General features: G+C 63.1%; 23 protein-coding genes. 12 read left to right on the forward strand and 11 right to left on the reverse strand.

The window, feature by feature from the left end:
* Nucleotides 1-172 precede the first annotated feature (172 nt).
* Both AB4Z53_RS31280 and AB4Z53_RS31285 read left to right on the forward strand, forming a co-directional pair.
* The gene (locus tag AB4Z53_RS31280) at nt 173-763 is read left to right on the forward strand and encodes a VOC family protein (protein WP_441599236.1); all 591 of its coding nucleotides are present in this window, start codon (nt 173-175) and stop codon (nt 761-763) included.
* Between the two features lie 93 nt (nt 764-856).
* The gene (locus AB4Z53_RS31285; protein WP_441599237.1) at nt 857-1,546 is read left to right on the forward strand and encodes a glutathione S-transferase family protein; all 690 of its coding nucleotides are present in this window, start codon (nt 857-859) and stop codon (nt 1,544-1,546) included.
* Between the two features lie 35 nt (nt 1,547-1,581).
* On the opposite strand, the gene AB4Z53_RS31290 is transcribed toward AB4Z53_RS31285, so the two are convergent.
* From AB4Z53_RS31290 to phnF, 3 genes are all read right to left on the reverse strand, one after another.
* Nucleotides 1,582-2,223: a hypothetical protein gene (locus tag AB4Z53_RS31290; protein WP_441599238.1), complete on the reverse strand. Its 642-nt coding sequence runs from the start codon at nt 2,221-2,223 to the stop codon at nt 1,582-1,584.
* An 18-nt stretch (nt 2,224-2,241) separates the two neighbouring features.
* Entirely contained in the window at nt 2,242-3,636 is a 1,395-nt protein-coding gene (locus AB4Z53_RS31295; protein ID WP_441599239.1) for a selenium-binding family protein, read from the reverse strand.
* Nucleotides 3,637-3,797: 161 nt separating this feature from the next.
* Entirely contained in the window at nt 3,798-4,529 is a 732-nt protein-coding gene (gene phnF, locus AB4Z53_RS31300) for a phosphonate metabolism transcriptional regulator PhnF (RefSeq protein WP_441599269.1), read from the reverse strand.
* A 108-nt stretch (nt 4,530-4,637) separates the two neighbouring features.
* On the opposite strand from phnF, the gene phnG reads away from it, so the two are divergent.
* The 8 genes from phnG to AB4Z53_RS31340 are packed head-to-tail and all read left to right on the forward strand — an operon-like array spanning nt 4,638 to nt 10,064.
* The gene (phnG, locus tag AB4Z53_RS31305) at nt 4,638-5,105 is read left to right on the forward strand and encodes a phosphonate C-P lyase system protein PhnG (protein ID WP_441599270.1); all 468 of its coding nucleotides are present in this window, start codon (nt 4,638-4,640) and stop codon (nt 5,103-5,105) included.
* Nucleotides 5,105-5,713: a phosphonate C-P lyase system protein PhnH gene (phnH, locus tag AB4Z53_RS31310; RefSeq protein ID WP_441599240.1), complete on the forward strand. Its 609-nt coding sequence runs from the start codon at nt 5,105-5,107 to the stop codon at nt 5,711-5,713. Before phnG ends, phnH begins: the two co-directional genes overlap by 1 nt.
* A 3-nt stretch (nt 5,714-5,716) precedes the next feature.
* Nucleotides 5,717-6,826 (forward strand): carbon-phosphorus lyase complex subunit PhnI, encoded by a 1,110-nt coding sequence (locus AB4Z53_RS31315; RefSeq protein WP_441599241.1) that lies wholly within the window; start codon nt 5,717-5,719, stop codon nt 6,824-6,826.
* Complete coding sequence (locus AB4Z53_RS31320) at nt 6,823-7,095, forward strand: hypothetical protein (protein ID WP_441599242.1); 273 nt, start codon at nt 6,823-6,825, stop codon at nt 7,093-7,095. Before AB4Z53_RS31315 ends, AB4Z53_RS31320 begins: the two co-directional genes overlap by 4 nt.
* Entirely contained in the window at nt 7,092-7,970 is an 879-nt protein-coding gene (locus AB4Z53_RS31325) for an alpha-D-ribose 1-methylphosphonate 5-phosphate C-P-lyase PhnJ (protein ID WP_441599243.1), read from the forward strand. The genes AB4Z53_RS31320 and AB4Z53_RS31325 overlap by 4 nt, the downstream gene beginning before the upstream one ends.
* Nucleotides 7,967-8,743 (forward strand): phosphonate C-P lyase system protein PhnK, encoded by a 777-nt coding sequence (gene phnK / locus AB4Z53_RS31330; protein WP_441599244.1) that lies wholly within the window; start codon nt 7,967-7,969, stop codon nt 8,741-8,743. The genes AB4Z53_RS31325 and phnK overlap by 4 nt, the downstream gene beginning before the upstream one ends.
* Before the next feature lie 2 nt (nt 8,744-8,745).
* Entirely contained in the window at nt 8,746-9,453 is a 708-nt protein-coding gene (gene phnL / locus AB4Z53_RS31335; protein ID WP_291152015.1) for a phosphonate C-P lyase system protein PhnL, read from the forward strand.
* A complete protein-coding gene (locus AB4Z53_RS31340; protein WP_113538755.1) occupies nt 9,450-10,064 on the forward strand; it encodes a DapH/DapD/GlmU-related protein in 615 nt (204 codons plus the stop codon). The genes phnL and AB4Z53_RS31340 overlap by 4 nt, the downstream gene beginning before the upstream one ends.
* Before the next feature lie 56 nt (nt 10,065-10,120).
* Here the strand turns inward: AB4Z53_RS31340 and AB4Z53_RS31345 are convergent, their stop codons facing one another.
* From AB4Z53_RS31345 to AB4Z53_RS31380, 8 genes are all read right to left on the reverse strand, one after another.
* A complete protein-coding gene (locus tag AB4Z53_RS31345; RefSeq protein WP_113538796.1) occupies nt 10,121-10,669 on the reverse strand; it encodes a DUF922 domain-containing Zn-dependent protease in 549 nt (182 codons plus the stop codon).
* Between the two features lie 234 nt (nt 10,670-10,903).
* Nucleotides 10,904-11,428: a DUF992 domain-containing protein gene (locus tag AB4Z53_RS31350; RefSeq protein WP_113538756.1), complete on the reverse strand. Its 525-nt coding sequence runs from the start codon at nt 11,426-11,428 to the stop codon at nt 10,904-10,906.
* A 357-nt stretch (nt 11,429-11,785) separates the two neighbouring features.
* On the reverse strand, nt 11,786-13,498 hold the full coding sequence (locus AB4Z53_RS31355) for a dihydroxyacetone kinase family protein (RefSeq protein WP_441599245.1): 1,713 nt from the start codon (nt 13,496-13,498) through the stop codon (nt 11,786-11,788).
* 13 nt (nt 13,499-13,511) lie between these two features.
* Nucleotides 13,512-14,450 carry a sugar phosphate isomerase/epimerase family protein gene (locus AB4Z53_RS31360; RefSeq protein WP_441599246.1) on the reverse strand — a complete coding sequence of 313 codons (939 nt, stop codon included), beginning with the start codon at nt 14,448-14,450 and terminating at the stop codon, nt 13,512-13,514.
* 150 nt (nt 14,451-14,600) lie between these two features.
* A complete protein-coding gene (locus AB4Z53_RS31365; protein WP_113538759.1) occupies nt 14,601-16,136 on the reverse strand; it encodes a tripartite tricarboxylate transporter permease in 1,536 nt (511 codons plus the stop codon).
* A gap of 115 nt (nt 16,137-16,251) precedes the next feature.
* Nucleotides 16,252-16,752, reverse strand: coding sequence for a tripartite tricarboxylate transporter TctB family protein (locus AB4Z53_RS31370; protein ID WP_441599247.1), 501 nt, complete (start codon nt 16,750-16,752; stop codon nt 16,252-16,254).
* A 60-nt stretch (nt 16,753-16,812) separates the two neighbouring features.
* On the reverse strand, nt 16,813-17,799 hold the full coding sequence (locus AB4Z53_RS31375) for a tripartite tricarboxylate transporter substrate binding protein (RefSeq protein ID WP_113538761.1): 987 nt from the start codon (nt 17,797-17,799) through the stop codon (nt 16,813-16,815).
* A 74-nt stretch (nt 17,800-17,873) separates the two neighbouring features.
* Nucleotides 17,874-18,917 (reverse strand): 4-hydroxythreonine-4-phosphate dehydrogenase PdxA, encoded by a 1,044-nt coding sequence (locus AB4Z53_RS31380; protein WP_441599248.1) that lies wholly within the window; start codon nt 18,915-18,917, stop codon nt 17,874-17,876.
* 203 nt (nt 18,918-19,120) lie between these two features.
* Here AB4Z53_RS31380 and AB4Z53_RS31385 point away from each other — a divergent pair, with 203 nt between their 5' ends.
* Together AB4Z53_RS31385 and AB4Z53_RS31390 are read left to right on the forward strand one after the other, a co-directional pair.
* On the forward strand, nt 19,121-19,807 hold the full coding sequence (locus AB4Z53_RS31385; RefSeq protein ID WP_113538763.1) for a GntR family transcriptional regulator: 687 nt from the start codon (nt 19,121-19,123) through the stop codon (nt 19,805-19,807).
* A 229-nt stretch (nt 19,808-20,036) separates the two neighbouring features.
* Nucleotides 20,037-23,678, forward strand: a complete 3,642-nt coding sequence (locus tag AB4Z53_RS31390; protein WP_441599249.1) for a FecR domain-containing protein — start codon at nt 20,037-20,039, stop codon at nt 23,676-23,678.
* Nucleotides 23,679-23,689 lie beyond the last annotated feature (11 nt).

Consider the following 23,689-nt stretch of genomic DNA (forward strand, 5'->3'; position numbering starts at 1 on the left):
CCCAGATGGAATAGCCGAGATATGGATGCCTGCCTATCGCTTCCCAGGGCCGATTTCCCCCTGCATTGGCGCTTGCCTTCTTGGCACGACGGACGACAATCGAGTGGAGCGGAAAGGGTGAAACCAGATACCGTTTCATCCGCCGTCCTCCGCTTCATGAGGGAGGCCTTTGATGCGAAAGCTGCAATCGCAAGGGGTTCATCACATCACGCTCGTCGGCGCCGACCGACAGACGTCGATCGATTTCTGGGAGGGGCTTCTTGGCATGCCCTTCATCTTCGAGCAGCCGAATCTCGACCGGGCAAGCGAAAGCCACCTCTATTTTGACCCGGGCGATGGCCGGCTGATTACCATCTTCACCGACGAGAACCGCAAACCCGACCCCGAGCGCACGCCGACGGATATCGGCTGCGTACACCACATCGCCTTTGCCGTTTCGCGCGCGACGTTTACCCAGGCGGTGGAGCGGCTCAACGAGCGAAACATCCGGCACAGTGGCGTCAAGGATCGCGGCTTCATGGATTCGATCTATTTCGAGGATCCGCTCGGACTGCTGGTCGAACTTGCCTCCTATCGCTTCGAGCCGCCGCCCGGCCACAGCCACGCCGAGGTCCTGATGGAGGCACACAGGGTCAGGGTCGCTCGCGGCGACTACAACATCGCCGAGGTGCACCTGGCCGACGCCATCGAGGCGCTGGTCGAGCGTACCCGGCCGACGCTGTCGCCCGACCGGGAGCCGAAGGATCCTTATCGGTCGCGATAGGCCCTTGGTGGTCCACCGCCTGTCGTTCAACGCACGCGACCGGGCCGGCGAGCGAGCCGGAACCGCAGCATCGCGGGCAAAGGGAGGAGTGACATGTCTGCAATCAAGCTCAACGTGATCAAGCCCAGCGTCAACAACATGACGGCGCGCGTCTTCCTGAGGGCAGCCAAACTCGATTTCAACGAGCAGGATGTCTACGGCCAGACGCGCACGGCCGAGTATCTGGCGAAAGCGCCTTCGCATCTCACGCCGATGATGGAGACTGCGGACCTGCCCAAAGGCGCACTATGGGAGAGCTGCGCGATCATGCAGTACCTCTGCAACAAGCACGGGCTCGACCAGTTCTACCCGAAGGCCCCCGAGGCCCGCGCCATGATCGACAGCGCCATGTTCTATCTGATCGGCACCTTCTATCCCTACCTCGCCCGGGCCACCTATCCGGTTTTGAACTTCCCGCTCTATCCGGGCGAAGTTGGTTGCAGCGACGCGGACGCCGAGACGAAGGAGAAGGCGCGCCGCGCAGCAGTCGAGGCGCTTGCCGAGCCGCTTGACGTCTTTCGCACGTTCTATATCGGCGACAAACCCTTCATCGGCGGGGCCAAGCCCTCCATCGCCGACATCCGGCTGGCGGCAACGCTCGAATTCCTGGCAGCGATCGACTACCCATTGCCGGGTTGGGCGAGGACCTATGTCACGAATATGGAGGAGACACTTGGCGACGCCTACACCGGGCCGGCCGCCGATGTGCGCGGCTACATCAGTTACGTGAAGGGGCTAAACTAGACGGGCCCATGCGGGCTCCATCTGCGGCCATTTCCTCATTGAACCAGGAGCACGATGCCGGTTGCGCCGAGCGCCACCGTCCACAGGCGATCGAAGTTGATCCATGTCGAGCGGAGCACCGCAAGGCCAAGCCACTCGAAGACGGCGATCGCCACCACCGCGACGACGGCCAGCATTGCTGCGCCATGAACCGCGACGGCGGCGAACGCGACCGGAAGCGAGCCTGAGATTGCAAGATCGCCAGGGCGATCCGCCACGCAAAGGTTGAGGACCGCCGGCACCAGCATCAGGCCCGCCCCATGGCTCGTCGCCATCAGGAACGACCAGAGGCCGAGACCGGCCATGCCGACCCGCATGCCGACCCTCGCCCGATGGCGGTGTCCGTAGAGCGCGCCATAGGCGGCAACACTGAGAATGAGCAGCGCCGCGACCAGCCTGAAATGGAGCGGCTCCAGCACTGCCCCGAACAGGACGACAACCGCCAGCGTCAGGCCGGCCGAGACGGTGTGCCCCACCGCGATCGGCGCAAGCGACAACCAGACGATCCGGCGGCTTTGGCGGTGAAACCCGAGCGCAACCGCAAACAGCCAGCCCATCGCCGGATTGATGCCGTGAAAGGCGCCGAGGGCAACAATCGAAAGCCACGGCCAGATCGTCGTCATTTGCCCGGACGGCATCGCACGGCCGCCCCTCCCTTAGGGATAGCAATAGGAATCGGAAGAGCAGTCTCCGCCTTCGAGGCGAACCTGGTGCGGGCGATGGCCTTTCGGCCAGTCGACGAAAAATTTCTCGTCGAATCCTATGCCGCCGCCGTCGGCGACATCGAGTTTGACCATCCAGCCGTCGATGCCATCGGGATAGAACTGCGGATCGATGGCGCCGTAGAGCGAATTTGTGAAATAGACCCGCTTGCCGTCCCGGCTGATCTCGACCATTTGCGGCCCGCCGTTCAGGGCGCCATTCGTCGCCTTCGGGTGGCTCGCGCGCGAAACGATGCCGCCGATCCGCACCCGGCCCGTTTCCTTCGGGGCGAAGGGGTCGGAAACGTCGTACTGGATCATGTCGCCGGTGCCCCAGCAGGACACGTAGAGGAAGCGGTCGTCCATCGAGAGATCGATGTCGGTGACGAGCGGCGCGACGGCGCTGAAGCCTTTGAGGACGGGTGGCAGCAGATCCGGATCGGCAGGCTCCGCCGGGATCTCGATCACCTTCTTGACCGCCCAGCGTTCGCCTTCGCGATACCAGGTCCAGATCGATGCCGAGAGGTCCTTCAGGCTGATGACACAGCCGACGAAACCATAGGCCTTGGTTGGGTCGTGCGCCGGGCGCAGTTCGAAAACAAGCTGGTGTTCCTCGCCGAAATCGATCTCCTGCAGGTGCTTGCGCTTGTGCAGGTCCCAGAAATGCAGGCGGCGGCCATATTTCGAGCCGAGCAGCACCTCCGGAACCAGCCCGTTCTCAAAGGTATCCGGCGTACCCCATTCGCTGGTGATCATGGTGTCGTGGCCGAGATGCCACCAGAAATCATAGGCGAGCTTCTGCGGCCCTCGATCCATTTCCCATTGCCCGAGTACGTCGAAGCTCTGATGGTCGAGCAGGAAGATGCCGCCAGGCGCCTTGCCGTCGCGGTCGGCGAGTGCGTTGACGTAGATGCCTTCAGGTCCGCAATGGGTGGTGTGCAGCCGCGAATAATTTGCCTTCTCGGCAATTTCCGTGGGCTCGATCACCCGGACGATCTTCGGATTGCGCGGGTCCGGCTTGGTGTCGATGATGTGCAGACGAGAGGACCTCAGGCCCGGCACCACCAGATAGCGCCGCTCGACATGTGGATGCGGCGCGTTGGGGCAGAGGCACGAGGAACAGGCGTTCCAGCCGAAATGATGCAACTCGTCGCCGACATTCGGCATCTCGACCTGGCCGACGATTTGCGAATAGTTCGGAGAGGTCGGATCGACATCGACAACCGCGATGGCATCCGGCCGCCTTCGTTCGGGATCAAACGCCGCCACATAGGCGACGGTTTCCTTTGGGGCCTTGGCCGCCATGCGCGGTGATGGATAGAAGGAGGGATCGGGTCGCCACGTCGCCATTACCATTCTCCCTTTAGAGAATTCCCAATGCGCGGTTCCTGATGCAGGCCTGTGATGCGGCAAAAACGCGTCGGAAATGCGGCCTGTCCGCCTTATTTCGTCGATCGCGCGCTTGTGACTGGATGTGGCCTTGTCGCCGTGAGGCGGTTGGCGGCGCGCTCCTATGTTTCGATCCGCAGCTTCATCCGGTCAGCGGCAAAGCGGGTGCGGGAATACTCGATCGGTTTGCCGTCGAGATCGGCATTGAGCGATTGCGCCTCGAGCACGATTGCGCCAGGGGAGAGCTTCAGCATCGAAAGCTCCTCGGCGTCGGCATGGCGGGCGACGATTTCGGTCGAGGCGCGCACATAGTCGTCAAGCCCATGGGCGGCAAAGGCCTTGGTGACGGAATGCAACCGTTCGAACTCCTCGGCCATGCGCGGAAAGCGGTGCGCCGGATAGTAGCTCGACGACACTGACAGCGGTCGGCCATCGCCGCTGCTGACGGTCCTGAGTTCGATCACCGGATCACCGGGTCTGATGGCAAGCGCGCTCGCCACTTCGCCTGTTGCCGACAATTCGGCGTGGCCGAGCAGCCGCGAGCCGATTTCCTTCACCTGGTGGCCGAGACCCTGTGAGAATCGCGTGCGCTTCGAGATCGGATAACTCACCCTTTCCTTGCGCTCGATCATCGTGCCGCGCCCCTGGACGGCACGCACCAGCCCCTCTTCGGCAAGCGCCGCCAGCGCGCTTCTGACCGTGTGCCGGTTGACGCCGAACTCACCGGCAAGCACCGTTTCCGGCGGCACCATGCCGGTCGCGTCATAGTCGCCATTGCTGATTGCCAAGCGGATCCGGTCGGCGATCTGTCGCCACAGGGCGACGCCGGTCTGGCGCTCCACCACTTTTCGCATTGCCGGGTCTTTTCGCATTGGCATGTCACAAGCCTGTCATTTGCGGACGTTATGGAAAAGTATAAGATGTACAGTTGTCTAGATCAATAGACATTTGAGGTGAAAATGATGGATGCGAAGCTGAAACAGGAAAGCCCGCCGGATCCGGCGCGCAAGAAGGCCATGGGGCTCTTCGCCCGCGCAACCCTCGACGAGCTCACCGCCGCTTGGGAAGCGCTGGCCGACAAGCCGGAGGTTCATCCGGTTCGCGGTCCGGAAACCGGTCTCGTCATGGTCCGTGGCCGCATCGGCGGTGGCGGCGATCCCTTCAATTTCGGCGAGACGACAGTCTCGCGCGCCACCATCCGCCTTTCGACCGGCGAAATCGGCCACGGCCAGATGCTCGGCACCGATCGGCAGCGCGCACGGCTCGCGGCGATCTTCGATGCACTGTCCCAGCGTGACGGCGACAAGGCCAGCGTCGAGGCTCTGCTTGGCCGCGTTGCCGAACGGCTCGCGCAGGAAGAACGCCGCAAGGCGGAAGAGACTGCTGCAACCCGCGTCGACTTTTTCACCATGGTCCGGGGAGACGACTGATGGCCAGCCAATCGCAGATTTACGCCGGCGCCTTTGCCGATCCGGTCTTTGCTGCCCAATCCGTCTTTCGCGACCTGATGGACGGTTTCGCCCGTCCGGGCAGGGCCAAGCGCCTCGCTTCGACGAGCACGCCTCCTGCTCCGCTCGGCGCGGCCGCTGGCGCGGTTGCCCTCACGCTCTGCGACCATGATACGCCCGTCTGGCTGACGCCGGCGCTCGGCAAGTCGGCGGTTCCGCAGTGGATCGCGTTCCATACGGGCGCCGCGGTCACCACCAGCAAGACCGAAGCCCGCTTCGCCTTCATCGAAAAGGCCGCCGCCTTCCCGGGCTTCGACCAGTTCTCGCTCGGCACGCAGGAATATCCGGATCGTTCGACGACGCTCGTCATCGAGGTCGAAGCGCTGACCGGCGGCCAGGCATTCGTCGCCAAGGGTCCCGGCATCAAGGACGAGACGGAGGTTGCCGTGAAGGGCCTGCCGGAAGTCTTTCTCGAATTCTGGACCGCCAATCGCGCGATCTTTCCGCGTGGCGTCGATCTCGTGCTGACCGCCGGCGACAAACTCGTCTGCCTGCCACGCACAACCCGTCTTTCGCTCAAGGAGGCGTGAACCATGTATGTAGCCGTCAAAGGCGGGGAAGCCGCCATTGCCAATGCGCACCGCCTTCTCGCCGACCGCCGCCGCGGCGACCGCAACCTTCCCTCGATCACCATCGACCAGGTGGTCGAGCAGCTCGGCCTTGCCGTCGACCGGGTGATGGCGGAAGCCTCGCTCTATGATCGCGCGCTCGCAGCGCTTGCCGTTCGCCAGGCCCGCGGCGACATGATCGAAGCGATCTTCATCCTGCGTGCCTATCGCACGACACTGCCGCGCTTCGGCTATTCCGAGCCGGTCGACACCGCCAACATGAAGGTCGAGCGCCGCGTTTCGGCAACGTACAAGGATCTGCCCGGCGGCCAATTGCTCGGCCCTACCTTCGACTACACCCACCGCCTGCTCGATCCCTCCCTGATCTCCGAAGAAACCGTCGAGGAGCCGGCGGTCAAGGAGCCCGGTGAACACGTGATGCGCGTTTCCGACATTCTCGACGGCGAAGGCCTGATCGAGGGTGACGGCCAGATGCCCGAGGGTTACGTGATGGGCGACCTCACCCGCGAGCCGATGGAATTTCCGATGGCCCGGGACCTCCGTCTGCAGGCGCTCGCCCGCGGCGACGAAGGTTTCCTGCTGGCACTCGCCTACTCCACCCAGYGCGGCTACGGCCGCACTCATCCCTTCGTCGGCGAAGTGCGCATCGGCGAAGTGGAGGTCGAACTCGACCTGCCCGAACTCGGCTTTGCCGTCTCGCTCGGCGCCATCCGCGTCACCGAATGCCAGATGATCAATCAGTTCAAGGGCTCTGCCAAGCAGCCGCCGCAGTTCACCCGCGGCTACGGTCTCGTCTTCGGCCAGAGCGAACGCAAGGCGATGTCGATGTCGCTGGTCGACCGAGCGCTCAGGACCGACGAGTTCAGCGAAGATATCGTCGCACCCGCACAGGATCAGGAATTCGTCATTTCGCATGCCGACAACGTCCAGGCGACCGGCTTCGTCGAGCACCTGAAGCTGCCACACTATGTCGACTTCCAGGCCGAACTCGACCTCGTCCGCCGTATGCGGCGCGCCTACGAGTCGGCCAATGCCGGCGACACGGCGAAGGAACAGCGGGAGGCGGCCGAATGATCGGGCATACCGCCAGCCCCGGCGGTTCAATCGCCGCCACCATCTCCGCCGCCGCAATCGCCACCGTCGGCGGCGGGGGCGAACCCGGCATCTCCGGATCCGTCGTTCTTGCGCGCTCTGCTATCCAGTTCGCGCCGTGGCCGACGGGCTATGCCGAACAGGCCGGCAACCGCAGAGCACAGCACAAAGATCCCAACCACCCAGACGAAAATCTCGCTCAAATCCCGGCCCCATCCGCGGTCAACACACTCAAGGGTAATCGGCGATGAACGACCTTGCTACCTATAATTTCGCCTATCTGGACGAACAGACGAAGCGCATGATCCGCCGGGCGATCCTGAAGGCGATCGCTATTCCCGGCTATCAGGTGCCGTTTGCCTCGCGTGAAATGCCGATGCCCTATGGCTGGGGCACCGGCGGCGTCCAGGTGACGGCCTCGATCCTCGGGCCGCAGGACGTCTTGAAGGTCATCGACCAGGGCGCAGACGACACCACCAACGCGGTCTCGATCCGCGCCTTCTTCCAGAAGGTCGCCGATGTCGCCGTCACCACCCGGACGAAGGAGGCGACGATCATCCAGACGCGCCACCGCATTCCGGAGGAAAGGCTCTCCGAGGGACAGACGCTCGTCTACCAGGTGCCGATCCCGGAACCGTTGCGCTTCCTCGAGCCGCGCGAGACCGAAACGCGCAAGATGCATGCGCTCGAGGAATACGGGCTGATGCATGTGAAGCTCTACGAGGACATCGCCCGCAACGGCCACATCGCAACGACTTATGCTTATCCGGTCAAGGTCGAGGGCCGCTACGTGATGGACCCGTCGCCGACGCCAAAATTCGACAATCCGAAGATGCATATGTCGGAAGCACTGCAGCTCTTCGGCGCCGGACGCGAAAAGCGGATCTACGCCGTGCCGCCCTATACCGAAGTGGTCAGCCTCGACTTCGACGACCATCCCTTCGAGATCCAGAGCTTCGATAAGCCCTGCGCCCTCTGCGGCGCCGAGGACGTCTATCTCGACGAGGTGATCCTCGACGACAAGGGCGGGCGCATGTTCGTCTGCTCCGACACCGATCATTGCGAAGACCGCCGCGCCTGCGGCCATGCAGGTCACATGCTCGCCCGAAAGGAGGCCGCAGAATGAGTACGCTCCCGCTTCTGAAAGTGAACGACGTCTCGAAGTTCTACGGAAGCCGCATCGGCTGCCGCAACGTCTCCTTCGAGCTCTATGCCGGCGAAGTGCTCGCCATCGTCGGTGAATCCGGCTCGGGCAAGACGACGCTTTTGTCGTGCCTCTCGACCCGCCTGATGCCGACCTCCGGCATCGTCGAATACCACATGCGCGACGGCCAATACCGCGATCTCGCCCGCATGGGCGAAGCCGAGCGCCGGTTCCTAATGCGCACCGACTGGGGCTTCGTGCACCAGAACCCGGCCGATGGCCTGCGCATGACGGTTTCGGCCGGCGCCAATGTCGGCGAACGGCCGATGGCCGTCGGCGATCGCCACTATGGCAATATCCGCGCCACCGCCAGCGACTGGCTGGAGCGGGTGGAGATCGGCGTCGACCGTATCGACGACCAGCCGCGTGCCTTCTCGGGCGGCATGCGTCAGCGCCTGCAGATCGCCCGCAACCTCGTCACCTCCCCTCGCCTCGTCTTCATGGATGAGCCGACCGGCGGCCTCGACGTTTCGGTTCAGGCGCGCCTGCTCGATCTGGTGCGCGGTCTCGTGCATGACCTCGGCCTTGCCGCCATCATCGTCACCCACGATCTCGCCGTCGCCCGCCTTCTCTCGCACCGCATGATGGTGATGAAGGATGGCGCCGTCATCGAACAGGGCCTGACCGACCGCGTGCTCGACGATCCGCGCGAGCCCTATACCCAGCTCCTCGTCTCCTCGATCCTGCAGGTGTAATCATGGCAACTCCTCTCGTTGTTTCCGAAGTCGCAAAAAGCTTCACCATGCACCTGCGCGACGGCGTCCGCCGGCCGGTCGTCGCCAACGTCTCCTTCTCGGTGAAGGCCGGCGAATGCGTCGTTCTCGGCGGCCCCTCCGGTGTCGGCAAGAGCTCGATCCTGAAAATGCTCTACGGCAATTATGGCGTGGACGAAGGCCAGATCCTGATGGATCACGACGGCAAACTCGTGAATCTCGCAACCGCCGAACCGCGCACCGTGCTCGAAGTCCGGCGCACGACGCTTGGCTATGTCAGCCAGTTCCTGCGAGTCGTGCCGCGCGTCTCCTCCCTCGACATCGTCGCCGAGCCGCTGCAGGCCCGCGGTACGCCGATCGAGGAAGCCCGCACACGCGCAGCCGAACTCCTGAGCAAGCTGAACCTCCCGCGCGAACTCTGGGGTCTGCCGCCGGCGACCTTCTCCGGCGGCGAGCAGCAGCGCGTCAACATCGCCCGCGGCTTCATCACAGAGCACAAGATCCTGTTGCTCGACGAGCCGACCGCTTCGCTTGATGCGAAGAACCGGGCGGTCGTGGTCGAACTGATCGCCGAGAAGAAGGCCAAAGGTACGGCACTGATCGGCATCTTCCATGACGAGGAAGTGCGCGATGCCGTTGCCGACCGCATCCTCGATGTCTCGGCCTTCTCACCGCGAAAGGCCGCCGCATGAGCCAGAAGCTCGGGCTCGAGCCCTTCATCCACCCGACAGCGAGCGTCAACAATTCGACGCTCGGCCGCTACACCGAAGTGCAGGAGCGCTCGCGCCTCGACGAGGTCGAGTTCGGCGACTACTCCTACATGATGCAGGACGGTTCGATCTGGTGTGCGACGATCGGCAAGTTCGTCAATATCGCCGCCGCCGTGCGCATCAACGCCACCAACCACCCGACCTGGCGCGCAACGCTGCACCATTTCACCTATCGCGCGCCGAATTATTGGGACGACACCGAACTCGACCATGACCTCTTCGCCTGGCGGCGGTCGAACCGGGTCACGATCGGTCATGACGTCTGGATCGGCCACGGCGCCACCCTCCTTCCCGGAGTCAATGTCGGCAATGGCGCCGTGATCGGTGCCGGTGCGGTCGTTTCGAAGGACGTCGCCCCCTACACCATCGTCGGCGGCGTGCCGGCCAAGCTCATCCGCGCCCGTTTCAACGAAGGCGTCGGCGAGCGCATGGACGCACTCTCATGGTGGGACTGGGACCACCAACGCCTCCGCCGCGCGCTTGACGACTTCCGCGAACTGACGGCCGAGGAATTTTTGGTGCGTTATGCATAAGTGACCGGGCGCCGTGCGAAGGTTCGGCGCCCTTTCGAGTTAGGGAGGGCATCGATCTACGGCCCGTTCACCAGTCTCAGGATCAACTGGTGAATATTGCCGCCGTCGGTCAGTTCCACCTGGTCGAACTCGCGGCTGCGCTGGCGCTGCGTCTGCGAGAGCGCACCGAGGCGCTTGGTCATTTCCGCCCGGATCTTCTGGCACTTCGGGTCGTCAGGAACGGAGAACCCCAGCGTTGCCTGCTCGATCGCGCGCACCATCTCCTTGATGAAATCGCCGTGCACGAGCTCATGCTTGCGAACGCCGTCAATGAAGATCTCCCAGTTTTCGCGTGTGCCCGAAGGCAGCGGCTTGGCGGGCTTCGGCAGAGTGTAGGTGATGATCAGCTTCGGCTTTGCCACCGTCAGCACACAGGCGCCGCTCTGCTGCTCATACTTCCGCGTCCAGGTCAGTTTGAAATTTGTATGGGCGATCGCCCGGCCGATTCCGGCTTTCGGACCACGTTCGCCGATCGAGGCGTAGAGCTCGGCACCCGTCTGGCCGTTGATGATGTAAGGCGCCTCCTTCTCGGCCGGCTGCCATTCGGCAGCTGCGAGCCGCGGCATGCAGGAAAGGCAAAGAGCAACGACGCCCAGACAAATGCTTTTGTTCAATCCGAACCCTCGACCCTTGCCCCTTTCGGCGCGCCATTCCCGACCGCATTCCTTAAACGCGAATCGGCGGATGGCAACAGGTCAAAATGCAAAGGCACCGCACGCCGCCTGAGCGCGCGGTGCCTTTGTCGTCTTATCCGGTCTTTGGCGCCCGTCGTGGGAGGTGCAACGGGTCGCCAATCGACGTCAGTTGACCGCAGTCAGCGTCATCGACGTGCCGGTTGCGGCGAGGTTGAGGCCGATCTGGCCGGTCAGGCTGATCGTCTGCAGATGGATCGAGCCGGACGTGCCGCCCACCAGGATGTTGGCGCCAATGCCGGCGCCGACGGTGGCTTCGGCGGTTGCCCCCTGGTAGAGGCCACCGAGCGAGCCGTGGTGGTAGCCCGCCGTCGGCGCGAATACGGCCCAGATCAGGCGGCTCTGCGTCGTGAAGCCGACATCGACGCCCATCTTGCGGATGGCGCCGGAGTAGTGATCAGACGCTTCCGCGCCCATGGTCGAGCGGAAGACGCAATCGACTTCCTTGGCAGACCCAAGCACATAGCCGACACCGCCGGCGATGTTGCAGTCAAGGTAGCCGATCTTGACGCCATTGCTGGTGTCCGGCTCCGGCTGCGGTTGAACTGTCGCGAGATCGGCAGCATTTGCGGCGATCGCGCCAGCGAGAACCAGAGACGCTGCGGAAACCTTCACGGCAAAACTCTTTTTCATTCTTGTCTCCTTCTCGGAACGTCAGAAATGATTGGCATTTGACCGGCGGCACGCGAACTCAAGAACACTTAGCGCACGCTGCAGGAAAGCAAAGCCATAGCCCGCCTTCGGGCAATTCCGTGGCAAGTTTTGGTTAGCCGAGAAAATTGATGGGGTTTCCCCAACGATGACCAGAGATTGTGTTGAAAAAGCCACGACCGCGGGCGCGCTCCGGCGTGGTTTGCTATCCCCAAGGCCCGCAGAACAGGCCGTCCAAAGGCGGAAAGTTCGCCCTGGCAAAAAGGCGGCACTCACGCGCGCGATTTGCGACCGGACGGCGCGACTACCACCCGATCGCAGGTATCGAAACGTCAATCCTTAGCGGCGCTGCCCCAGGAAGCCGTCGGCAACACGGGCCGTCAGCGCCAACGAGACCGCGCCGGCGTCCGGATGGCCGATGCTCTTTTCGGCGAGCGGGCGCGCCCGGCCGAGTTTCGGCGTCAGACTGGAGGTCGCCTCGGCCGCATCGGTTGCAGCCTTGGCGGCAACCTGCCACGCCTCGATCAGGCGCTTGCCGGCAGCAAACTCGCGCTCCAGGGCCTCGACGAAGGGCACCAGCGCATCGACGAGCGTCTTGTCGCCGACGCGCGCACGGCCGAGGCGCGTGACGCCATCGAGCGCCAGGCGTGCGCCATCGACGATGGCAGCATCCGAAGGTGCCGTCTCGTCGTCAAAGGCATTGCTCCACGAACGCAGCAACAGGCCCCAGATCGCGCCCGACGTGCCGCCGGCGCGATCTGCCCAGGCATCGCCCGCCGCAGCCAGGACACTTGCTGCACCAGCGCCGGCAGCAACCGCCGCCTTTGCCGCCTCGTCGGCTGCGGCCGAACCGCGGCGCATGCCCTGTCCGTGGTCGCCATCGCCGGCGAAGGCATCGATGCGGCCGAGTTCCTCTTCGGCCTGCTTCAGCGCTTCGGCAAGCTCAGCGATCAGCTGCGCAATGCACTTGCCGCTTTCCTTCGAGGCATCGGAGGCAGGACCGAACGTCAGCGGGCCGTCCTCGTTCTCGATCTCGTCGGTTGCGGTCTCGGCCGCGATGATCGTGCCCTTGCGCAGCACCGGTGCGTCGCAGGCAGCGCGCCAATAGGTCTCAAGTTCGTCGTTCAGCCACATCAGTGTCAGCGAGCAGCCCTGCATGTCCAGGCTGGTGACGAATTCACCGCATTCGGGATCGACGATCTCGAGGCCGGCCGCCTTCAGTTCCTTCTCGATCGCGACCCAAAGCACGAAGAGTTCCTCGTACTTCGTCGAACCGAGACCGTTCAGGAGAGGCGCAACCTTGCGGACATCCGTCGGACGCTCGGCCAGCAGCTTGCCGACCAGAAGCCTGGCGAACTCGCTCGCCGAAACCATCTTTTCTTCGCGGATGCCCGGCTCACCGTGGATGCCGAGACCAAGCGCCATCTCGCCCTTCGGCACGGTGAAGAGCGGCGCCTTGGCGCCCGGAAGTGTGCAGCCGCCGAAGGCGACCCCGAAAGAAACCGTGCGATCGTTGGCAAGGCGGGTGACGCGCTCGACCTCATCCAGATTGAGGCCGGCTTCCGCAGCCGCCCCCGCAATCTTGAAGACGACGAGGTCGCCGGCAATGCCGCGGCGCTTGGCCGGCGTTTCGGCCGATGCGCTGGCAACGTCGTCCGTCACCGGCACGATGCGCACGTCGATGCCTTCAGCGCGCAGGCGCTCGGCGGCAACACCGAAGTTCAGAACGTCACCGGCATAGTTGCCGAATCCGAGCAGCACGCCACCGCCCTGACTGGCCTGGCGGCAGACGCGCGCAACGGCCGCGGTCGACGGAGAAGCGAAAACATCGCCGGCAACGGCCGCATCCGCCATGCCCGGCCCGACATAGCCGGCAAAAGCCGGATAATGCCCGGAGCCGCCGCCGATGACGACGGCGACCTTGCCCTTTGGCACCTTGGTCGAGCGGACGACGCCGCCCTTCACGAGACGGACATTGCGCGCGTAGATCGAACTGAACCCGGCAAGCGCGGTCGTGGCGAACTCTTCCGGTGCGTCAAAGATGGTGGTCATCGCGTCTCTTCCCTTATTCGCGAGGCAGGATGCGCCTCAGATAGTCCCGGTTGGCAGCGCTGACGGAGAGACCGTCGCCGCCGTAATGTTCGCAAAGGAACGGGCTGTTGTAGCCGTGGGCAAGCGCCATGCGGATCGCCGCGCGGTAGTTGATCACACCGAACTCCAGCGGCGCCGGATGGGTGACCACCAGGCCCGACGTCTCGTCCTCGGTGCGGTTGTAATTCTTGACGTGCCAATACTTGGCGAAGGGAGCAACCTTGGCCATCATCTGTTGCCAGTGCTCGACCGGACGGTGGAGACGAATGAGGTTGCCGAGATCGGCATTGATGCCGACATTCTGCAAGCCGACATCGGTAACGAAGCGCACGGCGCTGTCGGCCGAGCCGATATAGGTATCCTCGTACATTTCGAGCGCCAGCTCGATACCGAGTTCCTCGGCATGGCGGCCGAGTTCACGAATGCGCTGAACGGCCTTCTGCCAGATGGCGGGGTCTTCAGGGTTTTTCACGCCGTCGACCGTCCAGAACCAGAGCGCCTTCTTCTGTGCCTCTGTCAGCTGGCCAAAGAAGCCGAAGGAAACGGAGCCTGCGCCGATGGCCGCCGCGGTTTCGATGACCCGGTGGCCGTAGGCGAGGTACTCGTCGCCATGCTCCGGGTCGATCACACTACGCCGCGAGGTCGAGATCGCCGGCATGGTGAGGCCGAGGTCACGGGTCAGCTTGACGAAACTATCGAGCCGCTCCGACGAGAGATCGGCGAGCCGGATCCAGCTGTCGGTCGGGTCGAGTTCGGTGAAGCCTGCATCAACGACGTCGGCCAGCGTTTCGGCCCATTGTTCGGCTGATTGCTCCTGCACCGAGCTGCCGTCCGCCAGCACGTTCGGATACTGGATCATGGCGGCCGCGATCGGCCAGGTTTCACGGGTCCATTTGCGCGATGTGTTCGCCATGGCTCTCTCCTCGCCATTCGCAAGATCAATTCAACGCTTCAGCGAAACGATGAAATGATCCAACTCTTTGAAGCAACGCAACTGCGAATGGAAAGCTGCGAGACTTTTTTTCCTGGAATTGCGTGTGGTCGTCGGGGTGCGACGGCTCCGTCAAGCCGCCGCGCTGCCGTCACCATGCGGGTGGGCGTCATGCTTGCGCTTGCGAACCAGGCCGATCAGTCCGAAGACGAGCGGCGACAGCAGAAGGGCAAGGGCAAGCGCCATCAGCGAGGAAACCAGCGGGTTCGACCAGAAGATGTTCAGGCTACCGCTGGAGAGAAGCATCGACTGGCGGAAGGCATCTTCAGCCTTGTCGCCAAGCACCATGGCAAGAACCAGCGGCGCCAGCGGGTAATCAAGCTTCTTGAACACATAGCCGAGCAAGCCGAAGCCGATGACCAGGAAGATGTCGAAGACCGAATTTGCCACCTGGTAGGCGCCGGAGAAGATGACGGCGACGATGATCGGGCCGATGATCGCAAAAGGCACGCGCAGGATCGAGGCATAGAGCGGCACGGTAGCGATCACCAGGAAGACGGCGACCACGTTGCCGAGATACATCGAGGCAATGAGGCCCCAGACGAAATCCGGCCGCTCGGTGAAGAGCATCGGACCGGGCGTCAGGCCCCAGATCATCAAGCCGCCCATCATGACGGCAGCCGTTGCCGAACCGGGGACGCCAAGAGCGAGCATCGGAAGCAGCGCCGATGTGCCGGCGGAATGGTCGGCAGTTTCGGGTGCGACGACGCCACGCGGATCGCCCCTGCCGAACTTCGACTTGTCGCGCGCCGAGCGGCGGGCAACGCCGTAGCTCATGAACGAGGCGGCCGTCGGGCCGGCCGGCGTGATGCCCATCCAGATGCCGATGATCGTCGAGCGCAGGATCGTGAACCAGTAGCGTGGGATCTCGACCAGCGTGCGGCCGATCTCGACGAGCTTGACACGCGCCTTGATGCCCTCGAAGCGCAAGCCTTCTTCCGTCGTCAGCAGGAGTTCGCCAATGCCGAAGAGGCCCATGACGGCGATCAGGAAGCTGACGCCCTTGATCAGGGTCGGGATATCGAAGGTGAGGCGCAAGTCGCCGGAGATCGTGTCCATGCCGATGGAGGCAAGCGCGAAGCCGAGCATCATCGAGACGAGCGTCTTGAAGGGCGATTGCGCACCCATGGAAATGAAGCTTGCGAAGGCGAGGAAATAGACCGCGAAATATTCGGGCGAAGAGAAGCGCAGCGCGAAGTTTGCGACCCAGCCGGAGAGCAGCGTGATCATGACGACGCCGGCGAGCGCGCCGATGCCGGCCGACACGAAGGCGAGCGTCAGGGCGCGACTTGCCTGCCCGGCTTTCGCCATCGGGTAGCCGTCGAAGGTCGTCGCCACCGACGAGGGTTCGCCGGGAATGTTGAAGAGGATGGATGTGGTCGACCCGCCGAAAAGTGCGCCCCAATACATGCAGGAGAGCAGGATGATGGCGGAGATCGGGTCCATCGAGAAGGTCAGCGGCAACAAGAGCGACACGCCGTTCGGCGCGCCGAGGCCCGGCAGCACGCCGACCAGAATGCCGAGCGTGACGCCGACCATCATCAGCAGGATATGGTTCCAGCTGAGGATGTGGCCGAAGCCATCGATCAGGAGACCGATATTTTCCATGTCATTCCTCCCGGGGCTCAAAGCGCGTCGCGATCTCTCGGATCCGCTCCCTGCGCTTTAAGCCTTTGATTGTCTGCGTGTCGTTATTTGCGCGACATGCCCTGCACGGTCGGGATCAGTAGATTCCGAACCAGGCCTCGACCGGCCCCTTGAGCAGCGGAACCTTGAAGCCGATCTCAAATACGACGAAGAAGAACAGTGAGACCGCGACACCGGACGGCAAGGCGATCCACCATTTGTAGCGCCCCTGGAAGAGCATCGTGCCTGCGATGTAGAGCGCCGTGCCGACATAGAGGCCGAGCCAGGCGGAAACGCCGGCAAAGGCAATCAGCGGCAGCAGAAACGACGAGACCACCCTGGCGCGGTGACCATCGATGAAGATTTCGTCCGTGCCGCGATGCTTGACGAAAGCGTGGATGGCGTTCGCAACGCTTCCAAGAAGGATCAGCAGACCGACATAGAAGGGAAAATAACCGGCTTCCGGCCCGAATTCGGTCCATCCCGCACCGATATCGAGGGATCCGTAGCAGACCGCCGCGCCAAAGGCGCCGGTCAGCGCAGCAACGCCAAGCTCAACCGCGAAGCGGGAGACCCCATTCGCACCGTTCTCGCTCATGATCGTGACCTTTCAAAGCGAATGACGGGCGCCCGAAGGCACCCGCCTCAATGTCGCGCCTTAGTTGGCGAGCCAACCTTCGCGCTTCAGCACTTCGCCGACAGCAGCACCATCCATCTCGATGGCGGCCTTGAAGTCGTCGCCGGCAATGTAGGCAGGCGACTGCGAGGTGTCGGCGAGGTACTTCGCCCATTCCGGCGTTTCCGAAACCTTGCGCATCAGGTCCGCATAGAACTTGACCGCATCCTGGTCAACGCCGGCCGGCAGCCAGACCGTGCGTGGCATGGAGTAGTTGTCGATGGCTATGCCCGATTCCTTGCAGGTCGGAATATCGCTCCAGGCCTTGTCGCCGGCGACCTTGGTCTCGTTGGAAAGCTTGACGCTCTTGAAGACGCAGAGCGGCTTGACCATACCGGCCTGCCACTGGCCGAGGTTTTCGCTCGGGTTGTTGACGTTGGCGTCGAGGTGTTCGCCGGCAAGCTGAACGGCTGCTTCACCACCGCTCTTGAACGGGATGTAGTTGATCGTAGAGCCAGTCGCTTCGTTGATCATCGAGGTCAGGATCTGGTCGACATCCTTCGACTGGCTGCCACCGATCTTGAGACCACCTTCCTTCGCCTTGGCGGCGAAATCTGCCGCGGTGTTGTAGGACGCCTTGCCGTTCACCCAGAGAATGAACTCGTCGGAAGCGAGCGCCGCCACCGGCGTCAGGTCTTCAGCCTTGTAGGGAACCTTGGCGCGAACCGGCAGAAGGTAGGCGTTGTTGGTGCCGAATGCGAGCTTGTAGGCGTCGCCCTTGTTGGTCGCCGCGTAGACGAAGCCTTCGGCGCCGCCGGCGCTGCCCTTGTTGGTGACGACAACAGGAGCCTTCATCAGCTCGTACTTGCCGATGATCGCCTGGATCGTGCGGGCGAAGATGTCGGTGCCGCCGCCCGGACCGGCGGTGACGACGAATTCAACCGGACGATCGGGTTCGAAGGCCGCGGCCGGAGCGGCAACGCCGAAAGCGGCTGCCATGATGCATGCGATAGAGACGGATTTCTTCATGTCTGGTCCTCCCGTTATTTGGGTTGCGGCGCAAGACCTCCTCCTGCGCCGTTATTGCGTGAAAGCGTGCGAAATCAGGCAGCAGCCTTCAGAGCCGCCTTTTTCTTCGCCATGCGCACGGCAAGCAGCAGCGCTTCGCGGCTGGCGCCGACGTCGGCAATGCCCTTGCCGGCGATGTCGTAGGCGGTGCCATGGGCCGGCGTGCAGAGCGCGAAGGGCAGGCCGCCCATCATGGTCACGCCCTTGTCGAAGCCCATCAGCTTCATCGCGATCTGGCCCTGGTCGTGGTACATGGTGAGGACGGCGTTGTAGCCTTCCTTGAGAGCCCGACCGAAAACGGTATCCGCCGGGAACGGGCCTTCGACGTTGAAGCCGAGCGCCTTCGCCTTTTCGACGGCGGGCTCGATGATGTCGATCTCTTCCATGCCGAAGCTGCCGCCGTCACCGGCGTGCGGGTTGAGACCGGCGACCGCGATCTTTGCCTCTTCGTGACCGGCTTCCTTGAGGCAGGCCCGGGTCAGTTCAAGCTCGGCGATAATGCCGTCGACTGAAAGGTTGTCAGCCACTTCCTTCAGCGGAATGTGCGAGGTGACGCGTGCGTTCCAGACCTTTTCGAGGACGTTGAATTCGCGAACCTTGCCGGTGAAGCCGAGAACATCGGCAACGAAACGGATTTCGTCGTCATAGCCCGGATAGGCAAACCGCATGGCCTTCTTGTTGAAGGGCGTGAAGCAGACGGCGTCGGCCTTGCCCTCATGCGCCAGCTCGAGCGCGGTGCGGAAGTTGCGGGTCGCAAAGGTGCCGCCCGCAAGCGTTGCCTCGCCGCGAACGACGTCGGCCGGGTCGAGATGAGCGAGATCGACGAATACGTGGCGCGACGTACCCGCCTTGTCGAGATCTTGGAGGCTGGACGGCTCCAGATCGAGCGTCACGCCAGCAGCCTTCGCACCCTCGTCCAGAATCCGGCGATCGCCGATGGTGATTATATGTGCGGCCTCGCGGATATCGGAAAGCGCCAACAGCTTGGCAGTGAGCTCCGGACTGATGCCCGCCGGATCGCCCATGGCGAGCGCAATGACAGGACGCGCGCCGTTACCGGCAGCACCGTTGGTCGTCATGAGAGATGTCCTCCACTTCATTCTTTCGGCTGCCGTCATACGTTATTCAAAATTCTGCATCAAGTCTTTTGTATTCTGTATGCAGCATTTTCTGTTGACGGTGGCGAAGCCCGTCTCCATGCTTTAATGAGACAGCGCTGATTCAATCGGCGCGAACGGGAACAGACGGTCGACACCCAGTCGCCAGACGCAGAAGCAAAACAATGAACGAAATCACATCTCTGGAGAGGCGGCCGGACGGCGGCCCAGGCCCGATCAGGCGCACGGCGCTGCATGACACGCTGGTCAGCCACCTGCGCGACATGATCATCGAAGGCGACCTGTCGCCCGGTACCCGCCTGCATGAAGGCCAGCTTGGCGAACAGCTCGGCGTGTCCCGCACGCCACTGCGCGAAGCCATCAAGTATCTGGCGAGCGAGGGGCTGGTAGAGCTCGTTCCGAGCCGCGGCGCCGTCGTCAAGCGCTTCAGCGCCAAGGACGTGCACGACATGCTGACGGTCCTGCAGACGCTGGAGGAGCTTGCCGGCAAGCTTGCCTGCGACGCGGCGAGCGATGCCGGCATTGCGGAAGTGCGCGCGCTCCACGACGAAATGGTCCAGCGCTACAAGGCGAGCGACCGCCTGCAGTATTACAAGCTCAACCAGCAGATCCATTCGGCCATCGTCCAGCTCGCGGCAAACGCCGCCTTGGCCGATATGCACGCGGTGCTGCAGACGCGGTTGAAGCGCATCCGCTTCATCGGTCACGAAGGACCGGAGAAATGGGCAGCGGCCGTTGCCGAGCACGAGGAGATGATCGTCGCGCTCGAAGCCCGCGACAAGGCAAAGCTATCCGAGGTTCTCGGCCGTCACCTGATGAATGCCTGGGAGCGGGTCAAGGCTTCCGTCTGATTCTTCAGCGGGGCAGCAACCGCCCCAACTACGGCAACTCCGAGGGCGCCCGACGGGCGCCCTTCGTCATTCGGCGCCCCCAATTTTGCAGCAATGCGAATAGACCACCAATCGCTGTTTCCCGAATAAGACACATTGCTTGGAAAACAACTTAGAATATTCGAACACTATTGACTTTGACCTGGTCGAAATTCACTGAATCCACGGTGAGGTGGAGACGGGAACTAAGATGGGGCGGCAAAGACGTCGGGTACTGCTCGCTACGGCAGCGATACTCTGTCCAAGCATGGTATTCGCTGAACCGGTCCAGCGTACGCCGCCCGTTGCCGGATCGGTGATCGCCCGCAAATCCGGCGAAGAAGTTCGTTTCGTCGACGTCTCCAACTGGCGCTTCGTCGACCTCTCCCAGGACTTGCTGTCCGGAGACGTGCTGCGTACCAACGCGACCGGTGCACTTGCCGTTCTCTTTTCCGACCACACGCAGATCCGGCTTGGCCGCAATACCGCCTTGCGCGTCAAGCGCATGGGCACGGGCGGCGACACCAATCTCGAGCTGCAATCGGGTACGATCTGGGCCCGTGCGGAACGCGGCGGCCAGGGCCTCACCATCGACACGCCGGCGGCAACGGCCGCCATTCGCGGCACCGACTGGACACTGACGGTTGCCGGTGACACGACCTCGCTGACCGTGCTTGAAGGCGTGGTCGAACTCAGCAACGAGCTTGGCAGCGTCACCGTCGCTCAAGGCGAAGGCGCAGTCGCGGCGATCGGCAAGGCGCCGTCCAAAGTCGTGGTCGTGACGCCGAAGGACCGCGAACAGATGCTCTTCCATCTGTCGCTGCGCGATGCGTTCGCCTTGATGCCGCCGACGCCGCTGAAGGTGCGTGACATGCGCAACCAGCGCGAACGGATCGAAGCCAAGCCGGAGACGTCCCGTTCGGCGGAAGATTGGCTGACGCTCGCCGAAATCCAATTGCAGTTCGACGGGCGGGCGCAGGCCACGGCCGCGCTTCAGCAAGCGCGGCGTCTAGGCCTCAACCGATCTCAAGCCGCGCGCGCCTATCTCGTCGAAGCGCTGATTGCCGGCTCCGAGAGCCGCTACAACGATGCGGCACAGCTCTTTGCCAAGGCCGCTCCGGGGCTCGACGCCAATCGCCGCTCTGTCGCTGCCTATGGCGGCTATTTTGCACGCGCTCTGGCAAATCCGGATCGCGTCGAAGAGCCACCGTCTCAGGCGGCGGGGGCTTACGGCGCCTTTGCCGCGGCCTGGACCGCAGGCTTCCGCACCGACATCCGCGCGGCAATCGACACGATCAAGAAAGCGGAAAAGCAATATCCCGACGATCCGTTCCTTCCAGCGGCTCGCGCGCAATTCGCCATGCTGCTCGACGATCGCGACGAAATGCGTGATGGCATCGAAAAGGCGCTGGCGAACGATCCCGACGATCCAACCGCACTTGAATCCCGTGCCAAGTATCATTTGCTCATTGAAAATGATCGGCGCGGCGCACTGGCAGACCTTGAGCGCGCCGTCGAAATCACGCCTGGCGACGCGTCCATCTGGAACTGGATAGGCTTGGCAAAGAGCGATCGGGGCGACAATCGCGGCGCCGAAAAAGCGTTCCGCAAAGCGGTCGAACTCGACCCGGCAGACCCGCTCTACCACGCCAATCTCTCGATCCTCTATCTCGACGAAAACCGGATGAAGGAGGCCAAGGCTGAGATCGACGCGGCCCTGGCTGCCGATCCTTCCTTCGACATCACCCTGGTCGCCCGCGGGCGCTACCACATGCAGACCGGCGAACTCGACAAGGCCCTGAACGACCTGCTTGCCGGCTCGACCGCCAATCCCGCCTATTCCAATGCGCAATTGCTGCTGGCAGGCGCCTACTACGAAAAGGGCGACCGCATCCCCGCCGCGCAAGCGCTCGACAATGCCGATCGCCTCGATCCGAACGATCCGGTCATCATGCAGATGCGCACCGCCATCGCGATCGACGAATACGATTCCGATGCGGCGATCCGCTATGCGCAGGAGCTCATGCGCCGGACCCGGGCGCGCGGCGGCGAAAGCGCGCCGCTTGGGGCCAACCAGGACGCCGGCTCGACGCTCAACGATGCCTTCCGGCTGCAGGGGTTGAACGCGTGGGGGCAATATTACGGCGACGCCGTCTTCGACCCGTTCACGGGATCGAGCTATGTCGACCAGGCGATCCGCGGCAGCGTCAATCCGCTGTTCAACGACTATGACTTCGATGGCAGCCCGGTCGTCAACACTGCCAACCCGCAAAGCTTCTCCGCCTTCTTCCAGGGCCTGCTGATCGAACCGCACATGCTGGCGAGCCGCGAGCGCACGGCCAACATTGTCCAGCGGCCGTTCTTCGAAGCCGCGCTTGGCGGCGGCATCATCGCCGACAACGATCACACCGGCTGGATCGGCGAAGCGGAACTGCGTGGGCTGACCTTTTCGCCCTTCCCGATCAGCGTCTATGGCAATCTCCACTGGGAGGAGCCGCGCGACACCATCGACCTCGGTCAGGGCGTTGCGATCGAGCGCGAGACACGCTTGCTCGGTGGCAACGGCTATCTGACCGCCTCGCCGACGCCAGACGACCGGATCATCGCCTATGCCAATTATGGCAAGTTCGATGACGACAAGAGCGTCCTCGACTATCCGGCCACCGGCTTCGACAACTTCCTTGACGACAAGGCCGACCGACTTTTGTCCGGTGTCGCCTGGAGCCACACTTTCGGCTATCGCAACATCGCCAATGCAGCCTTTTTCTTTTCCGATCAGGACGTCGTCGAAAACGAGAAGGTCAGCGGCTCACGCCTAAGCTTCCCCGACCTCGCCACCATTCGCAGCGAGGACAGGCAGAAAACCTATATTGCCGCCGTCAACCACCTTTACGGAGACGGCGACTTCACCTGGCGCTACGGGATCGAAGGCGGCGTCGTTCGCTCCAACAGTTCGTTCGATATCTTCGATCCGCTGGCGATGAGGGTCGGCAGCGGCAATACCCCCTTCATCGGATCCGGCTCGTCCTCAGCGACACAGACCGTCGCCAAGGCCTACGTCGACACGATCTACGAAATCACGCCGGACCTGAAGACGGAAGGCGCGCTGTTTGCCCGCTACATCGAGGATGTCAGCGACGGCGATGTCCGCCTTGAGCCGAAACTCGGCATTGCCTGGGCACCGGCGGAAGGGCATTGGCTGCGCGCCGCCGCCATGCGCGACGGCCTGAATTTCGACGTCGCCACCCTCGCCCCGATCGGCATCGTTGCCCTGCAGCCCAACCAGCTTCGCTTCGGCGCGGAAGGCTACGCCGACACCCTGGCACTCCGCTGGGATGCGGAGTGGAACAACTGGCTTTTTACTGCACTCGACTATCAGCACCAGGAAGTGCACGAACTGTCGCTCAATGTCCCACTGTCCCCGGTCAATCTGGACTACGAAAAGGTCGGGCTGGACCGGGTGGCCGCGACGGCAAACTTTGCGATCGGTCACGGCTTCGGCCTTTCCCTGACGGCCGCCCATACGGAAGCCGACGTCAAGGAGCACACCGTCAACCAGTTGGACGAACTTCTCTTCGTACCCGAAAACACCGGCCAGGTGGCGCTGACCTGGGTCAACACCGCCAACGTCAAGGCGACGATCGCCGCAAACTATATCGGCTCACGACCGGCTGGCGGGGTTACGCTCGACGATTTCTGGACGCTCGACGCATCGCTGCAATGGGAGCCCTTCGACAAACAGATCGAAGTCGACCTTGCGGCCTTCAATCTGCTTGACGAGGACTTCGAGCTTAGAGACGGCATTCCCGGCTGGGGGCCGACGTTCAAGGGCACGGTCAAGGTGCGGTTCTGATCAGGGAGCAC

Source organism: Ensifer sp. 2TAB8 (assembly GCF_052115125.1).
Taxonomy (GTDB): domain Bacteria; phylum Pseudomonadota; class Alphaproteobacteria; order Rhizobiales; family Rhizobiaceae; genus Ensifer.